General features: G+C 65.4%; 19 protein-coding genes and 1 pseudogene. 4 read left to right on the top strand and 16 right to left on the bottom strand.

Going from position 1 to position 18,881, the window contains the following annotated elements; translation table 11 throughout:
* Complete coding sequence (locus BDD18_RS10740) at window positions 1–297, top strand: cupin domain-containing protein (RefSeq protein ID WP_244939065.1); 297 nt, start codon at window positions 1–3, stop codon at window positions 295–297.
* Window positions 298–528: 231 nt separating this feature from the next.
* Here BDD18_RS10740 and BDD18_RS10735 read toward each other — a convergent pair.
* A pseudogene (locus tag BDD18_RS10735) lies at window positions 529–858 on the bottom strand (transposase); the annotation flags it as partial.
* A gap of 46 nt (window positions 859–904) precedes the next feature.
* Here BDD18_RS10735 and BDD18_RS10730 point away from each other — a divergent pair.
* Window positions 905–1,852, top strand: coding sequence for an IS5-like element ISAte1 family transposase (locus BDD18_RS10730; RefSeq protein ID WP_142083065.1), 948 nt, complete (start codon window positions 905–907; stop codon window positions 1,850–1,852).
* A 382-nt stretch (window positions 1,853–2,234) separates the two neighbouring features.
* Here the strand turns inward: BDD18_RS10730 and tnpA are convergent, their stop codons facing one another.
* The gene (gene tnpA / locus BDD18_RS10725; RefSeq protein ID WP_026437438.1) at window positions 2,235–2,666 is read right to left on the bottom strand and encodes an IS200/IS605 family transposase; all 432 of its coding nucleotides are present in this window, start codon (window positions 2,664–2,666) and stop codon (window positions 2,235–2,237) included.
* A gap of 299 nt (window positions 2,667–2,965) precedes the next feature.
* On the opposite strand from tnpA, the gene BDD18_RS10720 reads away from it, so the two are divergent.
* On the top strand, window positions 2,966–3,202 hold the full coding sequence (locus tag BDD18_RS10720; protein ID WP_142083155.1) for a hypothetical protein: 237 nt from the start codon (window positions 2,966–2,968) through the stop codon (window positions 3,200–3,202).
* A 241-nt stretch (window positions 3,203–3,443) separates the two neighbouring features.
* On the opposite strand, the gene BDD18_RS22920 is transcribed toward BDD18_RS10720, so the two are convergent.
* Window positions 3,444–3,953, bottom strand: coding sequence for a 4'-phosphopantetheinyl transferase family protein (locus BDD18_RS22920; protein WP_170207397.1), 510 nt, complete (start codon window positions 3,951–3,953; stop codon window positions 3,444–3,446).
* A gap of 857 nt (window positions 3,954–4,810) precedes the next feature.
* Between BDD18_RS22920 and BDD18_RS10710 the strand changes: the two genes are divergently transcribed.
* Window positions 4,811–5,848, top strand: a complete 1,038-nt coding sequence (locus BDD18_RS10710; protein ID WP_011171689.1) for an IS630-like element IS1471 family transposase — start codon at window positions 4,811–4,813, stop codon at window positions 5,846–5,848.
* A gap of 4 nt (window positions 5,849–5,852) precedes the next feature.
* Here BDD18_RS10710 and BDD18_RS10705 read toward each other — a convergent pair whose 3' ends face one another.
* From BDD18_RS10705 to BDD18_RS10645, 13 genes are read right to left on the bottom strand one after another with little or no spacing between them, the layout of a single operon-like run.
* Window positions 5,853–6,272 (bottom strand): hypothetical protein, encoded by a 420-nt coding sequence (locus BDD18_RS10705; protein WP_142083152.1) that lies wholly within the window; start codon window positions 6,270–6,272, stop codon window positions 5,853–5,855.
* Window positions 6,269–7,522 carry a beta-ketoacyl-ACP synthase gene (locus tag BDD18_RS10700; RefSeq protein ID WP_142083150.1) on the bottom strand — a complete coding sequence of 418 codons (1,254 nt, stop codon included), beginning with the start codon at window positions 7,520–7,522 and terminating at the stop codon, window positions 6,269–6,271. Before BDD18_RS10700 ends, BDD18_RS10705 begins: the two co-directional genes overlap by 4 nt.
* Complete coding sequence (gene fabG, locus BDD18_RS10695; RefSeq protein ID WP_244939064.1) at window positions 7,519–8,310, bottom strand: 3-oxoacyl-ACP reductase FabG; 792 nt, start codon at window positions 8,308–8,310, stop codon at window positions 7,519–7,521. The genes BDD18_RS10700 and fabG overlap by 4 nt, the downstream gene beginning before the upstream one ends.
* Window positions 8,311–8,358: 48 nt before the next feature.
* On the bottom strand, window positions 8,359–8,847 hold the full coding sequence (locus tag BDD18_RS10690; RefSeq protein WP_142083149.1) for a hotdog family protein: 489 nt from the start codon (window positions 8,845–8,847) through the stop codon (window positions 8,359–8,361).
* A 21-nt stretch (window positions 8,848–8,868) separates the two neighbouring features.
* A complete protein-coding gene (locus BDD18_RS10685; protein WP_142083147.1) occupies window positions 8,869–10,065 on the bottom strand; it encodes a beta-ketoacyl-ACP synthase in 1,197 nt (398 codons plus the stop codon).
* Window positions 10,065–10,649 (bottom strand): DUF3261 domain-containing protein, encoded by a 585-nt coding sequence (locus BDD18_RS10680; protein WP_170207396.1) that lies wholly within the window; start codon window positions 10,647–10,649, stop codon window positions 10,065–10,067. The genes BDD18_RS10685 and BDD18_RS10680 overlap by 1 nt, the downstream gene beginning before the upstream one ends.
* Window positions 10,646–11,917, bottom strand: coding sequence for an NAD(P)/FAD-dependent oxidoreductase (locus BDD18_RS10675; RefSeq protein WP_142083143.1), 1,272 nt, complete (start codon window positions 11,915–11,917; stop codon window positions 10,646–10,648). Before BDD18_RS10675 ends, BDD18_RS10680 begins: the two co-directional genes overlap by 4 nt.
* Entirely contained in the window at window positions 11,917–14,268 is a 2,352-nt protein-coding gene (locus tag BDD18_RS10670) for an MMPL family transporter (protein WP_142083141.1), read from the bottom strand. The genes BDD18_RS10675 and BDD18_RS10670 overlap by 1 nt, the downstream gene beginning before the upstream one ends.
* Window positions 14,265–14,900, bottom strand: coding sequence for an outer membrane lipoprotein carrier protein LolA (locus BDD18_RS10665; RefSeq protein WP_142083140.1), 636 nt, complete (start codon window positions 14,898–14,900; stop codon window positions 14,265–14,267). The genes BDD18_RS10670 and BDD18_RS10665 overlap by 4 nt, the downstream gene beginning before the upstream one ends.
* A complete protein-coding gene (locus BDD18_RS10660; protein ID WP_142083138.1) occupies window positions 14,897–15,337 on the bottom strand; it encodes an acyl-CoA thioesterase in 441 nt (146 codons plus the stop codon). Before BDD18_RS10660 ends, BDD18_RS10665 begins: the two co-directional genes overlap by 4 nt.
* 39 nt (window positions 15,338–15,376) lie before the next feature.
* On the bottom strand, window positions 15,377–16,372 hold the full coding sequence (locus tag BDD18_RS10655) for an LpxL/LpxP family acyltransferase (protein WP_142083137.1): 996 nt from the start codon (window positions 16,370–16,372) through the stop codon (window positions 15,377–15,379).
* Window positions 16,369–17,148 carry a glycosyltransferase family 2 protein gene (locus tag BDD18_RS10650; RefSeq protein ID WP_142083135.1) on the bottom strand — a complete coding sequence of 260 codons (780 nt, stop codon included), beginning with the start codon at window positions 17,146–17,148 and terminating at the stop codon, window positions 16,369–16,371. The genes BDD18_RS10655 and BDD18_RS10650 overlap by 4 nt, the downstream gene beginning before the upstream one ends.
* Window positions 17,145–18,860, bottom strand: coding sequence for an ApeI family dehydratase (locus tag BDD18_RS10645; RefSeq protein ID WP_142083133.1), 1,716 nt, complete (start codon window positions 18,858–18,860; stop codon window positions 17,145–17,147). The genes BDD18_RS10650 and BDD18_RS10645 overlap by 4 nt, the downstream gene beginning before the upstream one ends.
* Between the last annotated feature and the right edge of the window lie 21 nt (window positions 18,861–18,881).

Here is an 18,881-nt window from a genome sequence, read left to right as displayed (position 1 = left end):
ATGAACCGAAACAACATGCGACCCCAGGCCATACCTACCGTGCAGATCGACAACGGGCGCGTAATCGTCACCGAATGGCACTTTCCGCCGGGCGCCGAAACCGGCTGGCACACCCACGCACACGACTACGTGGTGGTGCCCATGACCGACGGCAACCTGGTGCTGGAAACCGACGAAGGCATCAGGACCAGCGCGCTGTTCAAGGGCCGCTCCTACGCGCGCCAGATCGGTGTGAGCCACAACGTCATCAACCCCGGCCCGGGCGTCGTGGTGTTTGTCGAAGTGGAGATGCGCTAGCGGATCAGCGCCGCACGGTCAGGTAGATGCTTGCATTACGAACAAGACGTAAAAGTGCGACTCTGAGCCCCATAGCCCCCGATATAACGGAACGAATCGATATAAGGCTACGCTGAACAAGCCACCGAAATTCTCCGTTCGCCACTCAACGACGCGATGGCTCGGGGGTTTTGGGGTTTCGTACCGCTCCTTTGGGCAGTTCGCGAGGCCTTCAGACCCCGATTTCCGCGCTTATGGGCGCACCTGTCCCTGCAGATGTCCCCGGCACAAATGGATGTTGGCCAGTGCCAAGGCGGTGAACGCACGCGTGGCGTTTTTCTGAAGTCCGCGATAGCGCACCTTGGTGAACCCCCACAGCCGCTTGAACACGGCGAAGACATGTTCGACCCGAGCACGTACCCGCGACTTGTTGCGGTTCTTGGCTCGCTGCACTTCGTCCACCTCTCCTGCGCGGCGCGTGCGCTGGTTGGTAAAGTCACGGGCCCTGGGTGACTTGCTCGCTATCAATGCTTTCTGGCTGGCATACGCCGAGTCGCCATAGATCCGCTGTTCGTTGCCATGGGCTTTGTTGCACAAACCAGCCCCATTGCACTGGTAACCTCGGCGCATGAATGAACCCCAAGGGCCTAAGACCCGCTACAAGACCACCAACTGGGCTGCGTACAACGCCGCACTCAAGGTCAGAGGGGCGCTGACGATCTGGCTGGACAAAGACATGCAGTGGTACGCACCTGCCAGTGGCAAACGGGGTCGCCAGCAGACGTTCACGGATGCGGCCATCCAGTTTTGCCTGAGCATCAAGTGCCTGTTTGGCTTGGCACTGCGCCAGAGCCTGGGACTGATTCAGAGCCTGCTGCGTCTGGCGGGGCTGAATTGGCGGGTTCCCGATTTCAGCACCATCAGTCGCCGTCAGAGGACGCTGCAGGTGCTGCTTCCTTACCAGCGCAGCGCCACAGCGCTGGATTTGCTGGTGGACAGTACGGGCATCAAGTTCCTGGGTGAAGGGGAATGGAAACGCAAGAAGCACGGAGCCGAATATCGGCGGCAATGGCGCAAGGTGCACCTGGGCATTGATGCCCACACGCTGGAGATTCGGGCCATTGAAGTCACAGACAACAGCGTGGGCGATGCTCCCATGCTGCCCGAACTGTTGGCCCAGATACCGCTCGATGAGCGGGTGGCAAGTGTCGGTGGGGATGGAGCCTACGACACAAAGGGGTGCCACGCGGCGATAGCGCAAAGAGGTGCGCAGGCGGTGATTCCCCCGCGCAAGAATGCAAGGCCTTGGAGACAAACGCTGGAGGGAGCGGGCGGGCGCAACGAAGCCCTGCGAGCTTGCCAAAGGCTGGGGCGCCGTATCTGGAAGAAGTGGAGCGGTTATCACCGAAGAAGCCTGGTGGAAACCAAGATGCATTGCTTCAAGCGCTTGGGCGAGCGGGTGATGGCGCGAACGTTTGAGCGCCAGGTCACAGAACTGCATGTGCGGGTGGCTTTGCTCAACCGCTTCACACAACTTGGGCGCCCGGCAACGGTGCCTGTGCCTGCTGTGGCGTAGCTGCGTCTGGGGCTGGGGTTATCTCGGCTCGCTTCTGGTTTGTGCAACAAAGCCCATCGGAACAGCTAAATGCTGTCGATGAAATTAAGCGGTAGACGAACCGTTTGAAAAAAAGAGACATTAGTGGCGACGTTTCGCCAAAATGTTCTTCTAAATGATGATTGCCGCGTTTCCAGCAACAAACAATTTTAAGTAGCGCGTCGAGCCTAACTCGTCGGCTAATTTATGAGGGGAAATTTCCCCGTTTGAGACGGCTGGCAGTTATGAGCTAGTAACCATCCCCCGGCAAAGCCGGGGGCATTCGGGATGTGAGCCGCTCAAAGCGGCTGTAAGGGGTCGCTAACGCGGCCCCTCATTCTTGGGGCCACCTATCGGTGGCTACTCACCTCCATAGACCGAGTTGGTCCAACCTCTCGTCTTCCTTCTCCTGGTTTCGGATGTACTCCCGTATCACCGCTTCGTCGCGTCCCACCGTCGAGACGAAGTACCCTCGCGCCCAGAAGTGCTGACCCACGAAGTTGCGCTTTCGCTCTCCGTACACCCGCGCAAGGTGGATTGCGCTCTTGCCTTTGATAAAGCCCACCACCTGCGACACCGAGTACTTCGGTGGGATCGACAGCATCATGTGCACGTGATCGGGCATCAGATGCCCCTCTTCAACCCTGCATTCCTTTTGCGCGGCCAACTTTCTGAATACCTCACCCAGGTGTTCGCGTAGCTGCTTGTACAGCGTTCGCCTTCGACACTTGGGGATGAAGACCACGTGATATTTGCAATCCCAGGCCGTGTGACTCAAACTTTCATACTTGTCCATCGTGTTTCTTCCTTTCGTTTGCTTGGCGGCTCACGATTGAAAGTCTCTACGGTGGACAACCTCCTGAAAAGTCAAACTTCTACTGCCTCCCCGGCAGAGCCGGGGGGCCTCCTTTTGGTAGCTAGCCAATCAAATATAAAGTCGGGCCGTAGAAAGCTGCGACTATGGATAAAACAGGGTTCCCCTGTCCTTGAATGATCGCCATTTGCAGGCGTTCTGGTCGACACACGGCCGACGATTGGTTCAATTCTAGCTCGAGGTGGGGTTTTCGCGCCAGAGCTGCTCGATGTAGAGCTCAGATGGGCACTCAGTTTGTGACTTTGCCCCTGAAAACTGGAAATCAACAGAAGGAGCTGTTGTTTGCCGCGGCGCAATGCGCTGGAGCTCACGTGGAAGTTGAAGCCGCTGCTGAACTTCCATTAGATCCCAGTGATCGCGGTGCGCGCCTCGAACTCTTTCTTACCCGCATCACGTCGACCCAGTCGACCCGCGAGCTTCTTGAGAAGGCGATGGCTCAGCTTGACATTGATCTGTAGCCATGCCAACCGGCAAGATGTTAGTGCCGTTGTTGGTGCTGACCCAGATTTGACAGTCCGGTCGAAGAGGTCAGCTGCGCCGAAGCGACCTCGATTGCCGCACTGAGGTAGTGCGTCCAGCATAGTCTGTTGATTTCTCAACGGCTCGGATTTGGTCTTCGTAGGAACACCTGAACTACTTTCAGGTAGTCCAAATTTTCGTCCGCCCCCACCTGCGCAGTCCAGATCGTTTGAATGATCCTCAGTCTACAAGGGATACCAAATGGCATGAATCCTCTTTCCGCCATGTCACGGCCATTCCATTTACCAACGGACATCCGTCTAGGGCAATCTCGGAATTGCGAACACAAACGGACAAAGCTGCAACCCGACCGTCAACGAGAGCTCCTTGCAATGATCTTGCACGAGCCAAAACCAGTCCTTGACTAGCGAGTTCTTCAGGCCTGCATTCAATGCTGCGGATTGCTGAAAAGTTCACTCCCGTGCCCAAGCACTTGAAATATGCCTCCTTCATGCTCCACAGCCGCATAAAGTATCGCTGCTGAGCGCCCTTGCTTTGCAACGCTTGCATTTGAGCCGTCTCAGTCGGTGTACAGGCTATGGATGCTAGGAGGAGCGGATCTCCTAGGCGTGCACTGTTATGTAGGTCGCGTATTTCGAGGTCTATTCCCACAGGGTACTGCGCCACGGCACAGGCCAGCCAGTCGTCGCTATGGGAGAGGGAAAGATAAGTGGACTGGGCAGCCTGCATGCCATGATGCTTCGCGTCGAGACACGGAGCCCTTCCTGAAGGCGCATCTAAGCGCCAATAGTCAACGGCTGTCCCATAGGCAGACGCCAGGAGATATCGAAGGGCGAAGCGGCATGCCAGAAATTCGGCACGCCGACCCAGATGCCGTAGGGTGGTCAGACGTGCCCGCTCACCTTCGCTTAACCAATCAGGCGGCATGCACTGAGCGCGTACGACCAGGGGCGCTCGCTCGCAAAGCAGCCAGTGCAGTCTGCCGAGGCCTAATGGATGCTGCATCCTCATGCAGCTATACGCAAGTAGGCGTCTTTGAAGTTCACTCTAGTCATCCTGTTGCTTGTGCAGCACTCGACGTTGACTGGGTCTGTGAAAGATTTCTCGTTGGAAAAAAATATGCAGACACACCAAGGCATTGGCTCCTTGGGTTCCGACAATTTCGGAATGACGATTTGACTCTACAAGGCGGGCTAGTGACAGTAGAACACTGGTTCGGAGCTAACTTCGTCCGCGCGCGGTGTTGCACTTCTCGATCTGGCACCACACTCGCACGGCCAAAGCTAGCAACTACTTCGATCTCATCTTCATGATGTTCGTGAGCATTCTTTTCGCTTTGGATCGTGAGTACAGATGCGCACTGTCTCCAGGGCTGCCACGCAAGGCCTACACCTCCGTCCGTCTCTCAGGCCTCACTAAATGGCACTGCATATCGAGAAATCGGGCTACAGGCCACTGTTCCGAGCCAGCCTGCGCAGCCTCTGGCGCCAGCATCTCAAGGGGATGTCCCCTATACCGGCCCAATGGACTTATAGATAAGGCCCAATAAAGTATGAATTTTCTCTGCGTTTTCTGGTCAGAGATTGATGGAAAAAGAAAACGCAAGAAAGCAAACGCTGGAGCAACTTCACGAGCGCCGCAAGCAAGTCGTTCGGCTGCACAAGAAGGGCATCAAGATCATGCAAATCGTGGAGATGACAGGGCTGAGCTACCCGCCAGTGCGCGCCACGATTGATCTGTTTGAAGCTGGTGGCTGGGGCGCCATCCGACCAGCCTTGCGAGGGCGCAGCCCAGGGGATGGCCGTGTGCTCAGCCCAGCGCAAGAAGAGACGATTCAGCGGATGATTATTGACAAGCGGCCCGAGCAACTCAAGATGGACTTTCATCTGTGGAGCCGAGCTGCCGTGAGCCAATTGATCGAGCAAGAATTTGGCGTAAAGCTACAGACTCGAAGTACCGGAAAGTACCTCACCCGCTGGGGCTTCACACCGCAAAAGCCCATCAAGCGAGCTTATGAGCAAAGCCCTGCCGCAGTACAAGCTTGGTTGGAGGGCGAGTATCCCGGTATCGAGCAGCGCGCCAGAGCTGAAGGGGCGGAAATTCACTGGGGCGATGAGACGGCGTTGGTTAACACCGACGTGCGCGGCAGAAGCTATGCGCCGACAGGCAAAACTCCGGTGACCATGGCTATCGGTGGCACGCGTCAGAAGCTATCGATGATTGCAACAGTGACCAACCAGGGCAAGACACGCTGGATGATCATTGATGAAGCATTTGACGCCGACAAGCTCATTGAATTCCTGCAAGCCTTGATCAAGGATGCTGGGAAAAAAGTCTTTTTGATTCTGGACAATTTGCGCGTGCATCACAGCAAACTTGTGAAGGCTTGGGTGGCCGAACATCAAGACCAGATTGAGCTGTTTTACTTACCCAGCTACAGCCCCCAGCTCAATCCAGAGGAGCGTCTGAATGCGGATCTCAAGCAAGAGATAGGCAAGCGAGTGCCGGTAAGAACCAAGGCCAAGTTACGCGAGGCTGCCAATGATCACATGGCGATGCTGGAGCAAAACCCTGAGCGCGTTATTGGCTACTTCCAAGATCGTTACGTTCGCTACGCGGCTTAATACTTCACAGGGCCGGATCAATAATCAGGTTGAGGATCCACCGGTTGTAGTTAGGATGGATCTTGCGCACACCGTCCACCTCCGCATAGTTGAGGTTAAAGCTGCGAACGTAGGTCACTTCGTAACCAGCGGTGTCATAGCGCACTGCTACCGTCACCTGATGCTTGCCATTCTTGTCGTAGGTCAGTTCAACCACGCCAGGCGCCTCTAGGGTAACCGCCCAGCCCAGGGCTTGCCCACCTCGCACAATGCGGTCGCGCATCTGCACACCTTCCAACGGGGTGGCTGAGGTCGAAAGGACCCGTGGGGCCTCATAAAGGTCGGCGACACGAGCCATCGCTGCAGTACTTTGCAGGGCTAAGGCCAGAACCAGAGCCAAGGCACCGGAAGATCCCAGGGCACTGATTGACTTTCTTGTCTTCATTCGTTCCTCCATCGTTTCAAAATTAGAGACGTGTTGACTCCTCCAAAGGCGAAGTTGTTACTCATCACCACGTCAGTTTCTAGCCGGCGCGCCTGACCAATGATGTAATCCAGTGCACCACATCGTGGGTCAGGCTCGGTGAGGTTGGCGTTTTGCACAAACCACCCCTCGCGCATCATTTCCAGCGTCATCCAGGCTTCTAGTGCGCCGCAAGCACCCAGTGTGTGGCCCATATAGCCCTTGAGAGTGCTCATTGGTACCGAGTCGCCAAAGACAGCGTGCGTGGCGTGGCTCTCAGCAATATCGCCCTGTTCTGTGGCGGTGCCATGGGCGTTGATATAGCCGACGGCTTCGGGCGGTAGCCCCGCATCATCTAGCGCCATGCGCATGGCCCTCGCCATGGTCGCTGCGTTAGGGTGGGTGACGTGAGTACCGTCGGAGTTGGTTCCGTAGCCGATGATCTCTCCCAGGATCTGCGCACCGCGCGCCTGGGCGTGGCCGAGCTCTTCGAGCACAAAGGTACAGGCCCCCTCTCCCAGCACCAAGCCATCGCGCGCCGCATCGAACGGCCGGGGGGTAAGCTCGGGCGTATCATTCTTCGTGCTGGTGGCGAACAGGGTGTCGAACACCGCCGCCTGGATGGCGTCAAGCTCCTCAGCGCCGCCGGCCAGCATGGCCAGTTGCTTGCCGCTCTGGATGGTCTCGTAGGCGTAGCCCAGGCCCTGGCTGCCCGAGGTGCAGGCGCTGGAGGTAGTGATCATGCGCCCGGTGGCGCCGAAGAACACGCCGATGTTCACGGCCGCCGTGTGCGACATCATCTTGATGTAGGTGTTGGCGTTGATGCCCTCGGTGTTTTTCTCGGAGATCATGCGGCCGAAGTCGCCGATGGCCGAGGGCGTGCCCGCCGACGATCCGTACGAGATGCCCATCTGCCCGCTCTTGACGAAGGGGTCGCCCAGCAGGCCGGCGCTCGCCAGCGCGATCTCGGTGGCACGCGTGGCCATCACGGCCACGCGGCCCATGCTGCGCATGGTCTTGCGGTTGTAGTGCGCGGGCAGCTCGAAGGGCGCCACATTGCAGGCCAGCTGGGTGCTCAGGCCTTCGTAGATCTCCCACTCGTGCATGCGGCGGATCACGTTGCGCCCGCTGAGCAGCTGGCTGCGCACCGTGGTCCAGTCGTTGCCCAGGGGGCTGAAGGCGCCGACGCCGGTGATGACCACGCGGCGGCGGGCGGTGGTGGAAGCGCTCATCCGACCATCCCCCCGTTGACCGAAATCACCTGGCGCGTGATGTACGAGGCCTCGGCCCCCAGCAGGAAGGCGACCGCCCCGGCCACCTCGTCCACCGTGCCCATGCGGCGCATGGGAATCATCTCGAGCGCGTGCTCCAGCACCTCTTCGCTCACCATCTCGGTGTCGATCAGGCCCGGGGCCACGCAGTTGACGGTGATGTTGCGCTTGGCCAGCTCGATGGCCAGCGTCTTGGTGGCGGCGATCACGCCGGCCTTGGCCGCGCTGTAGTTGGCCTGGCCGCGGTTGCCCATGAGGGCCGAGACCGAGGCCAGCGTGACGATGCGCCCGGGCTTGCGCCGGCGCACCATAGGCATGACCACGGGGTGCAGCACGTTGTAGAAGGCGTCGAGGTTGGTGTGTACCACGCGGTCCCACTCCTCGCCGGTCATGGCGGGAAAGGCGTTGTCCATGGCGATGCCGGCATTGCAGACCACGCCGTAGTAGGCGCCATGGGCCTCCATGTCGGCCTCCAGCGCGGCGGCGCAGGCGGCGCGGTCGGCCACGTCGAACTGCAGCACGCGCGCGCTGCGGCCCAGGGCCGCTATCTCGGCCGCGGCGCTGTGCGCCTGCTCGATGCCGCTTCGGCAATGCACCACGATGTCGTGGCCGTCCCGCGCCAGGCGCAGCGCAATGGCCCGGCCTATGCCCCGGCTGGAGCCGGTCACCAGCACGGTGGTGGTGGCAGCCGTTGCTGCTGCTGCAGCGGGCGCGGCGCCGGTCGCCGTCTTCGTCGTCGGCTCATTCATTCTCGGTATCGGTTGTAACCTGTTGTTGTATCTATTTTTTGCCAGCCCTCACTGGCCCGATGGGGGCGATGAAGGCGATGGGGAAATATAGGCGCTACCGTCCTCGGGCTCAAAGACGGAAATGCGCGCACGTGCCAATTCCGTCTCATCTTCGGCATGGATGCGGCAGTCGAACATGCCCAGGCCGTTGTCGCCCATCATGTCGCAGTCCACGCTGACCTTGAGCAGTGCGCCCGGGGCAAAGTAGGCCTGGGCCGTCTCGTACTTGCGCGAGCCGAGCAGAAAGCCGATCTTCACGGTCTGGCCCTTGCGCAGCGCGTTCCAGCCGGCCCAGGCGGCCACCGTCTGCGCCATGTACTCCATGCCCACCCAGGAGGGCATGCCGGCATCGTGCAGGAACAGGCCTCCGCGCGGCACCCGGACCTCGGCCACGGCGCTGTCCACGCCGGCGGCGACCAGGCGGTCCAGCAACAGCATGGCGCCCCGGTGGGGCACATAGTTCTCTACGGGTAACAGTTCGGTGGTGGTGGTGCTCATCGATCGGCTTGTCGTCATTCGTCAGGCGGCCTCGAACAGCAGGCTGCTGTTGCTGCCGCCAAAGGCAAAGGAGTTGCTCAGCACGGCGCGGGCCGCGCGCGAAAGGCGCATGCCCGGCGCCACGGCGGCCAGGGCCGGCATGGCGGGGTCGGCCGCGCCGTCCCACCAGTGCACGGGCAGCCTGCCCTCGGGATTGTCGTGCAGCACATGCCAGGCCACGGCGGCTTCGAGCGCGCCGGCGGCGGCCAGGGCGTGGCCGGTGAGCGGCTTGGTGGAGCTGGCCGCGACCTCGGTGCCCAGCACGGCCTGCACGGCCCGGCTCTCCATGGCATCGTTGTGCGGCGTGGCCGTGCCGTGCAGGTTGACGTAGTCCACCGCCGCGGGCTGCATGCCTGCACGCGCCAGCGCCTGCTGCATGGCTGCGGCAGCGCCCTGGCCCGTGGGGTCGGGGGCGGACATGTGGTGCGCGTCCTGCGATTCGCCCCAGCCGGCCAGGCGCACGGGGCCGGGCTCTCGGCTCAGCACGAAAAAGGCCGCCGCCTCGCCCAGGTTGATGCCCCGCCGGTTGGCTGACAAGGGGTTGCAGCGCTCGGGGGACACGGCCTCCAGCGCGCTGAAGCCGCCCACGGTGAAGCGCGCCAGCGCATCCACGCCGCCGGCCAGCACCACGTCGGCCATGCCCGACTGCAGCAGCCGAGCGGCCGAGGCCAGGGCCTTGGCGCCCGAGGAGCAGGCGGTGGAGATGGTGTGCGCCGGCCCGCGGATGCCTAGGTGCTGCGCCAGGAACTGGGCCACGTTGCCCATCTCCTGCACGGCATAGGCAAAGCTGGGCGGAAAGCCGCCCCCCAGCAGCAGGTGGCGCGCGGCCACCTCGCCTTCTTCGATGCCGCCGGTGCTGGTGCCCACCACCAGGGCCACGCGTGCAGCACCGAAGCGGGCGATGGCCTGCGCCACATCGGCCTGCAGCGCCTGCATGGCGCCCCAGGCCAGCGCGTTGTTGCGCGAGCGCTGGTGCACGGGCGCAAAGTCCAGCGCGGGCAGCACGGCGTCTGTCGGCAGGCAGCCCAGGGGCAGCAGGCGGCCGGGGGAGTAGCGCTCGGTCCACTGCAGGGTGGCGGGGTCGGTGGCGGCGAACAGGTGCGCACGCATGGCGGCGGCGCTGAGCCCCAGCGCGCTGTGGGCCGATGCGGCGTTCAGGTAGACATGCGGGCGTGCCATCACAAAGGCTCCTGCGCCGGGGCGCACAGTCGGGAGCCCCCGGGCGATTCGACGCGCAAGGTGAAGGCCCCATCGGGGTAGATGATCTCGACGGCGGTGCTGCCGACGAACTGCACGCGCACCTGCTCCCGGCCATCGCGCAGCAGGCGGCGCCCGGTGGCGTATGCCTCCACGCTCCAGGGTGGCTGCACGGCGCGCTGCACGGCGCGCGCGGGCCAGAAGGCCAGCTGCAGGTCGCTGAGCACCTGCTCGGGCGTGAGCTGCGCGGGCCATTGGCGCGAGAGCTCCTTGTGCCACTGCCAGCCGTCCCACACCATGCTGCCCACGCCCTGCCCCACCACGAAGAAGGCCAGGCGCACGGCCTCGGCATCGACTTCGAGCAGGGCTTCGAGCTGCTGCGCGGGGCGGCCGGGCAGCTCCACCGTGATGCGCTGCTGCACTGCCGCCTCGCAGCGCAGGGCCGCAGGCGCCAGGGCCAGCGGCGGGGTGCGCGCGGCCTGCGGTGCGCCCAGGGACGCACAGCCCGCCAGCAGCGACAGCAGCAACGCCATGGCCGCGCAGCGACCTGCCATGGCGGACTTCATGCGGGCACGCCTCCCCGCTGCAACGGCTGCTGCCCGCGGCACAGCTCGCCCAGCACCTGCAGGCGGCGCTGCGGCTCGGCGACATAGGGGTTCTTCGCGTCCCATGCGTAGCCGGCCAGGATGGAGGCGATCATGCGGCGGATCTCGGGGCTGTGCTGCGCGTGGAAGATCACGTCCTGGAAGCTGCCGTCGTACCAGCCCTGCACGAAGGCGCGGAAGGTGTTCACCCCGGCCTGCAGCGGCACGGCGTAGTTCTGCTGCCAGTCCACCGCCTCGCCGCGCCAGGCGCGATCGATGCAGCGCGCAGCCAGGCTGGCCGAGGTGACGGCGATGGTCACGCCGCTGGAGAACACCGGGTCGAGGAACTCGCCCGCATTGCCCAGCAGGGCATAGCCCCGGCCCCACAGCGCGGTGACGTTGGCCGCATAGCCGGTGATGGAGCGGCCCGGCGTGTCCCACACGGCGTTGCGCAGCACATGGGCCAGGCTCGGGGTCTCGGCAATGATGGCGCGCAGGCGCTCGACCTCGCTGCCCGGGTAGCGCGCCAGGTACTCGGGCGTGGCCACCACGCCCTGCGAGCAGCGGCCGTTGGAAAACGGAATGGTCCAGAACCAGACCTCGTGGTGCACCGGGTGCACCGAGATCAGGATCTTGCTGCGGTCCATGTCGCCGTGGGCGATGCCGTCCTCGATGTGCGTGAACAGCGCGCCGCGCACCGGGAAGTCCGAGGGGCGTTCGAGCTGCAGCATGCGCGGCAGGATGCGCGCGAAGCCGCTGGCGTCGAGCAAAAAGCGCGCACGCACGGTGTATTCCTCGCCTTCGGGCGAAGTGACCGATACCTCAGGCTGCTCGCCCGACACGTCCACCGCCGTCACGGTGTGGCGGTAGCGCACCTGGGCGCCGGCCTTGGCGGCGGCATCGGCCAGCACCTTGTCGAAGTCGCCGCGCTGCACCTGGTACGTGGTGCCCCAGCCGGGCGAGAACTTGTCGCGGAAGTCGAACTCGGTGCGCAGCTCGCCCTTGGCGAAGGCCGCGCCGTTCTTGTACTGGAAGCCCGCCTCCACCACGTCCTGCAGCATGCCCGCCTCTTCGATGTAGGCCATGCTCTGGGGCAGCAGGCTTTCGCCGATGGAAAAGCGCGGAAAGCTTTCTTTCTCAATCACCAGCACCTGGCGGCCCTGCTTGCGCAGCAGGCCGGCGGCCACCGCGCCCGAAGGGCCGGCGCCCACGATAAGTACCTCGGTCTGTTCCATGCGGCGATCTTGCATCAATGTTCCTTGGAGACGGTGGGGCTGCGAAACAGCGGCGCCAGCACCAGCACCAGCGGCAGGCCCAGCATCAGTGTGAGGCCGAAGGCCTTGAGCGCGGGCGTGGCCGACAGGCCCAGCAGCCCGAACGACAGCCAGGTGCTGCCCGCACCGATGACCACGGCCAGCCAGGCGTGGGGGTCGTCCTCGTGCTCCTGCAGGAAGATGCCGTAGTCGATGCCCACGCCCAGCAGCAGCATGAGCGCCAGCACGTTGAACAGCTGCCAGGGTGCGCCGAAGGCCGTGAGCGCGGCCACCACCACCAGGCTGGCCAGCACGGTGGGCATCCAGGCGCGCCAGGCCTTGCGGCCAAAGCGCAGCCACAGGGCGACCAGCACCAGCACATGGCCCAGCAGCAGCAGCTCGGTCATGGAGATGCGGTAGCGCTGCAGCAGGGCCGAGATTTCGGCGGGCTTGTCGACCCAGGCCACGCCTTCGAGCCCCTGGGCGGCTCCGGCCAGCGCGGGCAGCGATTGCAGGTCGGCCACGCCGCGCAGCATGACCAGACTGCGGTAGCGGCCCTCGCGCTCGCCCAGCCACAGCGGGCGGGCGGCGGTCGCAATCGGCTGGGCCAGCCAGGCCTGCACGGTGAGCGGCGCGGGCGCGGGGGCATCGGCGCGGGCAAAGCTTTCGCCGAGTGCGGCATTCACGCCCTGGTAGACGACCCCGTGGGCGCGCGCCACCAGTTGTGCATCGCTGTCCTGGCGGCGGGCCGAGGGTACCCAGTCGGACACGGCACTGTAGCCCGCCAGCAGCTGGCGCGCGACCAGGGCGTCGAGCTTGTCCTTGAGTTCTTCTTCGCGCTGCAGCACCTGCTCGGGCGTATCGCCCTGCACCAGGTAGAACTGCGCGGGGCTGGGCAGGCCCAGGATCTCGCCCACCTGGCGCTGCTGGGCCACCAGGGTGGCCGAGCCGTTTTGCAGCTGGCGCACATCGTCCTGCGCGCGCAGGCCGCCCAGCAGCCACAGCGCCAGTGCCATGGCTGCGCACGCGGCCAGCGAGCCGGGCAAGGCCTGGCGCCAGCGCGGCCAGGCCGTCAGGGTCTGGCCGATGCGGTCGGCAACGCGGCTGTGCGGCATGGTGCCCCGGTCCAGCCAGGGGAACCAGCAGACCACGGTAAGCATGGCGGCCGTGAGCCCCACCACCGAGAACACCGCCATCTGGCGCAGGCCCGGAAAGGCCGCGGCCCCCAGCGCCAGGTAGGCGATGGCGCTGGTGCCCAGGGCCAGCCACAGCGCCGGCATGAGCCCGCGCATCAGCCCGTGCGGGCTGCGCCCGGGCGCGCCCTGGCGGCTGGCAAAGTAGTGGATGCCATAGTCTTCGGCCACGCCCACCAGGCTGGCGCCGAACACCAGGGTCAAGAGGTGCACCTGCCCGAACAGCAGTGCCGTGGCCGACAGCGCCACAGCGCAGCCCACCAGCAGCGACACGCCCACCAGCGCCACCGGCCGCAGCGAGCGAAAGGCCAGCCAGGCCAGCAGCAGCACGCCCGCGAGCGAGCCCCAGCCGATGGTGTTGATCTCCCAATGGGCCTGCACGGCGGCCGCCTCGGCATGCAGGGGCACGCCGGCCGTGACCATGCGGGCGCCGGGCCACTTCGCATGCACCTGGGCCAGCGCGTTCTGCAGGGCCCCGTCGAGCACCGGCTCGCCCGAGAGGCGGAAGGCTGAGCCCTCCAGCGTGTACTGCAGCACGGCCCACTGCAGGCCGTCGGCGGCCGCCCACAACTCTCCATCGCGCGGGCGGGCCTGGCTTTGCGCGCCGCGGGCGGCCCACCACTGGGTCCACAGGCCCAGCGGGTCGCCCACCCAGTCGGACAGCCGGGCCTGCACGGCGGGCTGGTACAGGTCCTGCAGCGCCTTTTGCACCAGGGCGGCATCGGGCGTGCCCGCCAGCATGGCGCGCTGCTGCGGGGTGAGCAGGCGTTCGCGCCAGGGCTGGTAGAAGCCGAGCGCGGCGTCCATGGAGGTTTTTTGCGTCATGGCGTCTTCGCGCAGCCGCGCGCCGGCGCCACTGGCCAGCGACTGGCGCAGCACCTGCACGGCAGCGCGCGCGTCGGCCCACTCGGAGGCGCCGATCAGCACCACCACCTGGCGCGACATCTGGCCCACCAGTTGCTCGGTGGCCAGGGCCACGCCGGGGGCCTGCTCGTTCACGGGCAGGAGGGCCATCACATCGGTGTCGATGCCGTCGTGCTTCCAGAACTGCCACTGGTGCAGGCCCACGGCCAGCACCGCGAGCAGCCAGGCCAGCGCGGCCGTGCGCCACAGCCAGCCGGGGGCGGCGTCGTACGCGGGGGTCGCGCTCGTCATTCGAACTGGGCCGCGTCCTGCGGGCGCAGGGCGTTCTCGGCCACGGGCGCGAGGATGCGGATCACGCTGGCGTCACCGCGCGCCTCCTGCAGCTTCACCTCCTGCACGAACTGGTTGCCCTGCAGGTCCACCGCGCTGAGCCACTGGGCCAGCGTGGGGTCGCGTGGCACCAGGCGCAGCGACCAGCCCTTGGGCGCTACCTGCCCCGTCACCTCGAAGTGCTGGGCCAGCTCGGCCAGGTTGGCCGACATCACTGCGAACAGCATGGCATTGACGGTGCGCAGCACAGGCTCGTCCTGCGCGCGCATCTGGGTGGTGAGCTTGCCATCGCTCCCGCGCGACTGCAGGCTGTCGGGCCGCACCACTAGGGTGGACTCGAAAGGTTTGAGCACATGCCAGACGATGCCCTTGCCGCGCGCCACGATGAAATCGCCGCTGGAGCGCAGCGACTGCTTGAAGCCCTTGACGGTTTTCAGCTGTTCGAACGCGCCACGCACCACTGGCGCGTCCTGCACGCGCTGGCGCACCTGGGCCAGCAGCTCCTGGGCGCCAGGCTCGGCCGCCTTGGCGGGCAGTAGGGCCAGAACGAGCAGGGCCAGGGCGAACATGCGGATCCACTGGACCATCTTCATGGCGCCACCCCCAGCCGTTCCCACAGCACAGGCGGGCAGACGAAGCACATAGCGCGGGTCTGCATGTCCACCGCCACCTGGATGGTGTGGGCGCTGTTGACCTTCTGGCCCGTGGCGGCGTCGGTGATGAGGTAGTCGATGCGCAGGCGGTTCTCCCACTCAGTGATGGTGGCGCGCACCTTGAGCACCTGACCAAAGGTGGCCGGACGCACGTATTTGAGGCGCATGTCCACCACGGGCCAACCGTAGCCCGACTCGCGCATGCGCGGGTAGTCGTAGTCAAATTGCGCCAGCAGCGCGCTGCGCGCCAGTTCCAGAAAGCGCACGTAGTGGCCGTGGTAAACGATCTCCATCACGTCGATGTCGTAGAACGCGGGCGTGATCTCGATCTCGTGGGTCAGTCGCTCGCGCGAGGCCAGCTCTTTCTCAGTGGACATGGGCGCGCCTCTGGGTCGGTGGGGTGGCGGAAAGGTGAATCATGCAGTGTGACCAGAGCGCGCGGGCGTGCCCTGGTCCCAGAATGGGAAGAAGTTGAACCAGTCGTACGGTGCCTTGCGCAGCATGCGTTCGAGCTGCTGCGCAAACAGGGTTGCGTACCCGGCCATGGCCTGGTCGCGTCGGGCGCGCGGCAACAGCACGCGCTCGGCCAGCGGCACGAACTCGACGGCATAGCCGGTTCCCTCGTGCACGCAGCCCATGAAGAACAGCGGGCATTCGAGCACCGAGGCCAGGATGTAGGGCCCGCAGGGGAACGGTGCCTGCTGGCCAAGGAACGGGGCATGCGTGATGCGGCTTTCGCGCACGGGCACGCGGTCGCCGGCAATGGCGATGAGCTCGCCGCGCGCCACGCGTTCGGCCAGCATCATGGCCGTGGCGGCGTTGAAATCGGTCACCTGCAGCAGCTTCACGCCGCTGTCGGGCGCCAGGCGTTGCAGCACGCGGTTGAAGCGCTCGGCGTGGGCAGTGTGCACCAGGATGTTCAGGCGCAGGCCCGCGCGCCGCTCGGCTAGGGCGCGGCACAGCTCGATGCAGCCCATGTGCGCGGTGACCACCACGGCACCCTGGCCACGCTGCGCCAGGGCATCCAGGGCTTCGCGCCCGGTGACGGCCACGCTGTCGAAGCGGTAGCGCCCGCTGAGCGCGAGCAGCTTGTCCAGGATCACCTGGGCAAACATGCGAAAGTGGCGCTGGCTCTGGCGCCAGCCCGGCATGACGGGCCACAGGCCATGGGCGGACTGCATGCGCTGCAGGTACTGCTGCGAGGCGCGGCGCGCCACCGGGCTCACCAGCCAGTAGTAGCCGACCACGGGGTACAGGCACAGCAGAAAGGGCCAGCGCCCAAGGAAGCGGTGCACCTGGTAGAGCAGCCACATGCCGGCGACAAAGGTGTTCTCGCCTAGCTGCGCCCAGTGCGGGGCTGCGGATGCGGCTTCAGCAGCCTGTGCCTGCGGTTCGGGCGCCGGGGCCGTCATACCGCCTGCCCTGCCCCGCGCTGGCCCACGAGCTTGCGCGCCAGCAGCACGGGGCTACGCAGCAGCATGCCACCGAACAGGCGCGTGTGCATGCCCGAGATGAGCACGTTGTCGCGCCACACGCGAAAGTGCGACAGCCCGTCCTGAGGGTAGGTGACGGCCGTGCGCTGGGTGATGAAGGGCACGCCCTTCCAGTGCATGCGCACAAGGATCTCGGTGTCGAACTCCATGTGCTTGCCGATGCGTGCGCCGTCCATCACACCGATGGCATGGCGCAGCGGGTAGACACGAAAGCCGCACATCGAGTCTTCGATATCCAGCGACAAGGTGTTGATCCACACCCACACATGGGTGGCATAGCGGCCGTACAGGCGCGCTTTGGGCACGCTAGCGTCGTAGCGGGGCGCGCCGCAGACCATGGCCCCGGGCCGGGCCCGGGCGAGCGCGATGAAGGCCGGGATGTCGGCCACGGCGTGCTGGCCGTCGGCGTCGATCTGCAGCGCGTGGCTGTGGCCCGCGGCCAGCGCATGGCGCATGCCGGTCATCACGGCGCCGCCCTTGCCCTGGTTCTGCGGCAGGCGCAGCAGCGTGACCGCTGCGCCATGCTGCTGCGCCAGGGCATCGAGCACGGCGGCGCAGCCGGGCTCGGAGCCGTCGTCCACCAGAATGCAGTGCAGGCCCGCGGCAAGCACGCCCTGCACCATGGCGCCGATGGTCGTCGGGTGGTTGTAGACCGGGATGATGGCGACGGGACTGAACGGCATGGCGGTACTCATGCGACCCCCTCCCCCTGCAACAGTCGCCCGCTGGCATGCGGCCCGCGACTGGAGGTCAGCGCAAACTGCAGCTGGCCCTTGTCGGGCACCCACTGCAGCTGCACCTGGACCCGATCGCCGGGCAGGATGCGCTGCTGAAACTTGACCACCTCGGCGCGCAGGAACGCCGCCGGAATGCCGAAGGCCTGCTGCCCCAAGGCGACCACCCAGTGCAACTGTGCTACGCCGGGCACGATGGGCGCGCCAGGGAAGTGGCCGTCGAGCACGCGCAGCCCGGGGTCGACCAGCAGGCTGGCCGTGGCCTGGTGCGCGCTGCGCTCGGTCCATTCAGGCTGGGGCATGAGCGGGCGGAACAGCGCCAGCAGATCGTGCTGCGTGGTCTTGCCTTGCGAGTTCTGCGGCAGACGGGCCACGTAGCGCCAGCTGCGCGGAAGGGCCACGCGGTCCACCACGGGCGCCAGCAGGGCGCGCAGCGCGTCGCCCATGGGCTTGCGGCCCTGCTGCTGCAGGGCCTGCCAGCCGGCCTCGGTGAGCTCCAGCACCATGCCCACGCGCGCGGCGGCGGGCGGCGCTTCGAGCACCACGGCCCGGGCAGCGGCCACCCGGTCGCTGGCCAGCAACGCGTTTTCCATGGCGGTGAGGGAGATGCGCTTTTCGGCGATCTTGGCGATGCGGTCGGCCCGGCCCTGCAGCATGAAGCCGGCGCCCCCCTCCTGCGGCAGGGCGCGGTCGGCTGTCTCCCACCAGGCATCGGCATCGGGCAGGTGGCCTGAACGTACCGACAGGCAGCCGCTGTCGGCCAGGCACACCTGCACGCCCGGTAGGGGCTGCCAGGCATCGCCCTGCTCGGCCCGGCGGCGCCAGGCGATGCCGCCGGTTTCCGAGCTGCCGAAGACTTCGGTGGTGGAATGGCCGAGCAAGGCCAGCGCATGGGCCGAGGCCTCGGGCGGCAGCGGACCGCCCGACGAGAAGATGCCGCGCAGGCCCTGGCGGGCGGCAGCCCAGTCGAGTTGATCGGGCAGGCGGCTGAGCATGGAGGGGCTGGAAATGAGCAGCGTGGGGCCGGGCTGGGACAGTTGGGCCACCAGCTCCTCGGGGTAGCGCGCAAACCCGGTGCCCAACAGCCGCCCGGCGGCCAGCGGCCACAGCACGCGGAACAGCAGGCCGTAGATGTGCTGGTGCGACACGGTGGCAAGGGTGCGCAGGCCGGGCGCATCTGCCACGGGGGCAAACACCGTCTGCAGCGCATGCACTTCGGCATCGAGCTGCGAAAGGTGTTTGACGATGCGTTCGGGCACACCCGTGGAGCCCGAGGTGAACAGCACCACCTGCGCCGCACTCAGCGAAAGCGGTTGCAGCTGCACCGCCGCAGCTCCAGTTGCATTGGGCACGATGGCATCCGGCAACTGGCCCGCACAGGCCTGCACCTGGGGCAGCAGTTGCGCCAGGGTATGGGGCTGCAGGTCGCTGGCCAGCACCGGGGTCTTGCCCGCATGCCAGGCCCCCCAGAGGGCGGCGGCAAACTGCAGCGGCTCCTCGAAATACAGGCCCACCTCGGCGCCCGGCACCTGCTGGAAGGCGGCGCACCAGCCCTTAACGGACAGCACCCAATCCGCGTGCCGCACCGGGCTGCCCGCAGAGGCCGCGACCTCGTGCCCTACGGCACGCGCCTGCGGCAGGGCCACCTCGGACAAGGCTGTAAATGTGTTCACTTACTCGATTCCTGATTCTTG

This window comes from Acidovorax temperans (assembly GCF_006716905.1).
GTDB classification, from domain to species: Bacteria; Pseudomonadota; Gammaproteobacteria; order Burkholderiales; family Burkholderiaceae_C; genus Acidovorax; species Acidovorax temperans.
Note: the sequence above shows the minus strand (reverse complement) of the source record. Positions and strands in the feature narration are given on the sequence as shown.

Coding starts and splice junctions, on each gene's coding strand:
- BDD18_RS10680 (WP_170207396.1), bottom strand. CDS start 10,649: ATGAAGTCCGCCATGGCAGGTCGCTGCGCGGCCATGGCGTTGCTGCTG.
- BDD18_RS10690 (WP_142083149.1), bottom strand. CDS start 8,847: ATGAGCACCACCACCACCGAACTGTTACCCGTAGAGAACTATGTGCCC.
- BDD18_RS10670 (WP_142083141.1), bottom strand. CDS start 14,268: ATGACGAGCGCGACCCCCGCGTACGACGCCGCCCCCGGCTGGCTGTGG.
- BDD18_RS10650 (WP_142083135.1), bottom strand. CDS start 17,148: ATGAGTACCGCCATGCCGTTCAGTCCCGTCGCCATCATCCCGGTCTAC.
- tnpA (WP_026437438.1), bottom strand. CDS start 2,666: ATGGACAAGTATGAAAGTTTGAGTCACACGGCCTGGGATTGCAAATAT.
- BDD18_RS10705 (WP_142083152.1), bottom strand. CDS start 6,272: ATGAAGACAAGAAAGTCAATCAGTGCCCTGGGATCTTCCGGTGCCTTG.
- BDD18_RS22920 (WP_170207397.1), bottom strand. CDS start 3,953: ATGCAGGCTGCCCAGTCCACTTATCTTTCCCTCTCCCATAGCGACGAC.
- BDD18_RS10720 (WP_142083155.1), top strand. CDS start 2,966: ATGGGCACTCAGTTTGTGACTTTGCCCCTGAAAACTGGAAATCAACAG.
- BDD18_RS10675 (WP_142083143.1), bottom strand. CDS start 11,917: ATGCAAGATCGCCGCATGGAACAGACCGAGGTACTTATCGTGGGCGCC.
- BDD18_RS10665 (WP_142083140.1), bottom strand. CDS start 14,900: ATGAAGATGGTCCAGTGGATCCGCATGTTCGCCCTGGCCCTGCTCGTT.
- BDD18_RS10685 (WP_142083147.1), bottom strand. CDS start 10,065: ATGGCACGCCCGCATGTCTACCTGAACGCCGCATCGGCCCACAGCGCG.
- BDD18_RS10730 (WP_142083065.1), top strand. CDS start 905: ATGAATGAACCCCAAGGGCCTAAGACCCGCTACAAGACCACCAACTGG.
- BDD18_RS10660 (WP_142083138.1), bottom strand. CDS start 15,337: ATGTCCACTGAGAAAGAGCTGGCCTCGCGCGAGCGACTGACCCACGAG.
- fabG (WP_244939064.1), bottom strand. CDS start 8,310: ATGAATGAGCCGACGACGAAGACGGCGACCGGCGCCGCGCCCGCTGCA.
- BDD18_RS10740 (WP_244939065.1), top strand. CDS start 1: ATGAACCGAAACAACATGCGACCCCAGGCCATACCTACCGTGCAGATC.
- BDD18_RS10700 (WP_142083150.1), bottom strand. CDS start 7,522: ATGAGCGCTTCCACCACCGCCCGCCGCCGCGTGGTCATCACCGGCGTC.
- BDD18_RS10710 (WP_011171689.1), top strand. CDS start 4,811: ATGGAAAAAGAAAACGCAAGAAAGCAAACGCTGGAGCAACTTCACGAG.
- BDD18_RS10655 (WP_142083137.1), bottom strand. CDS start 16,372: ATGACGGCCCCGGCGCCCGAACCGCAGGCACAGGCTGCTGAAGCCGCA.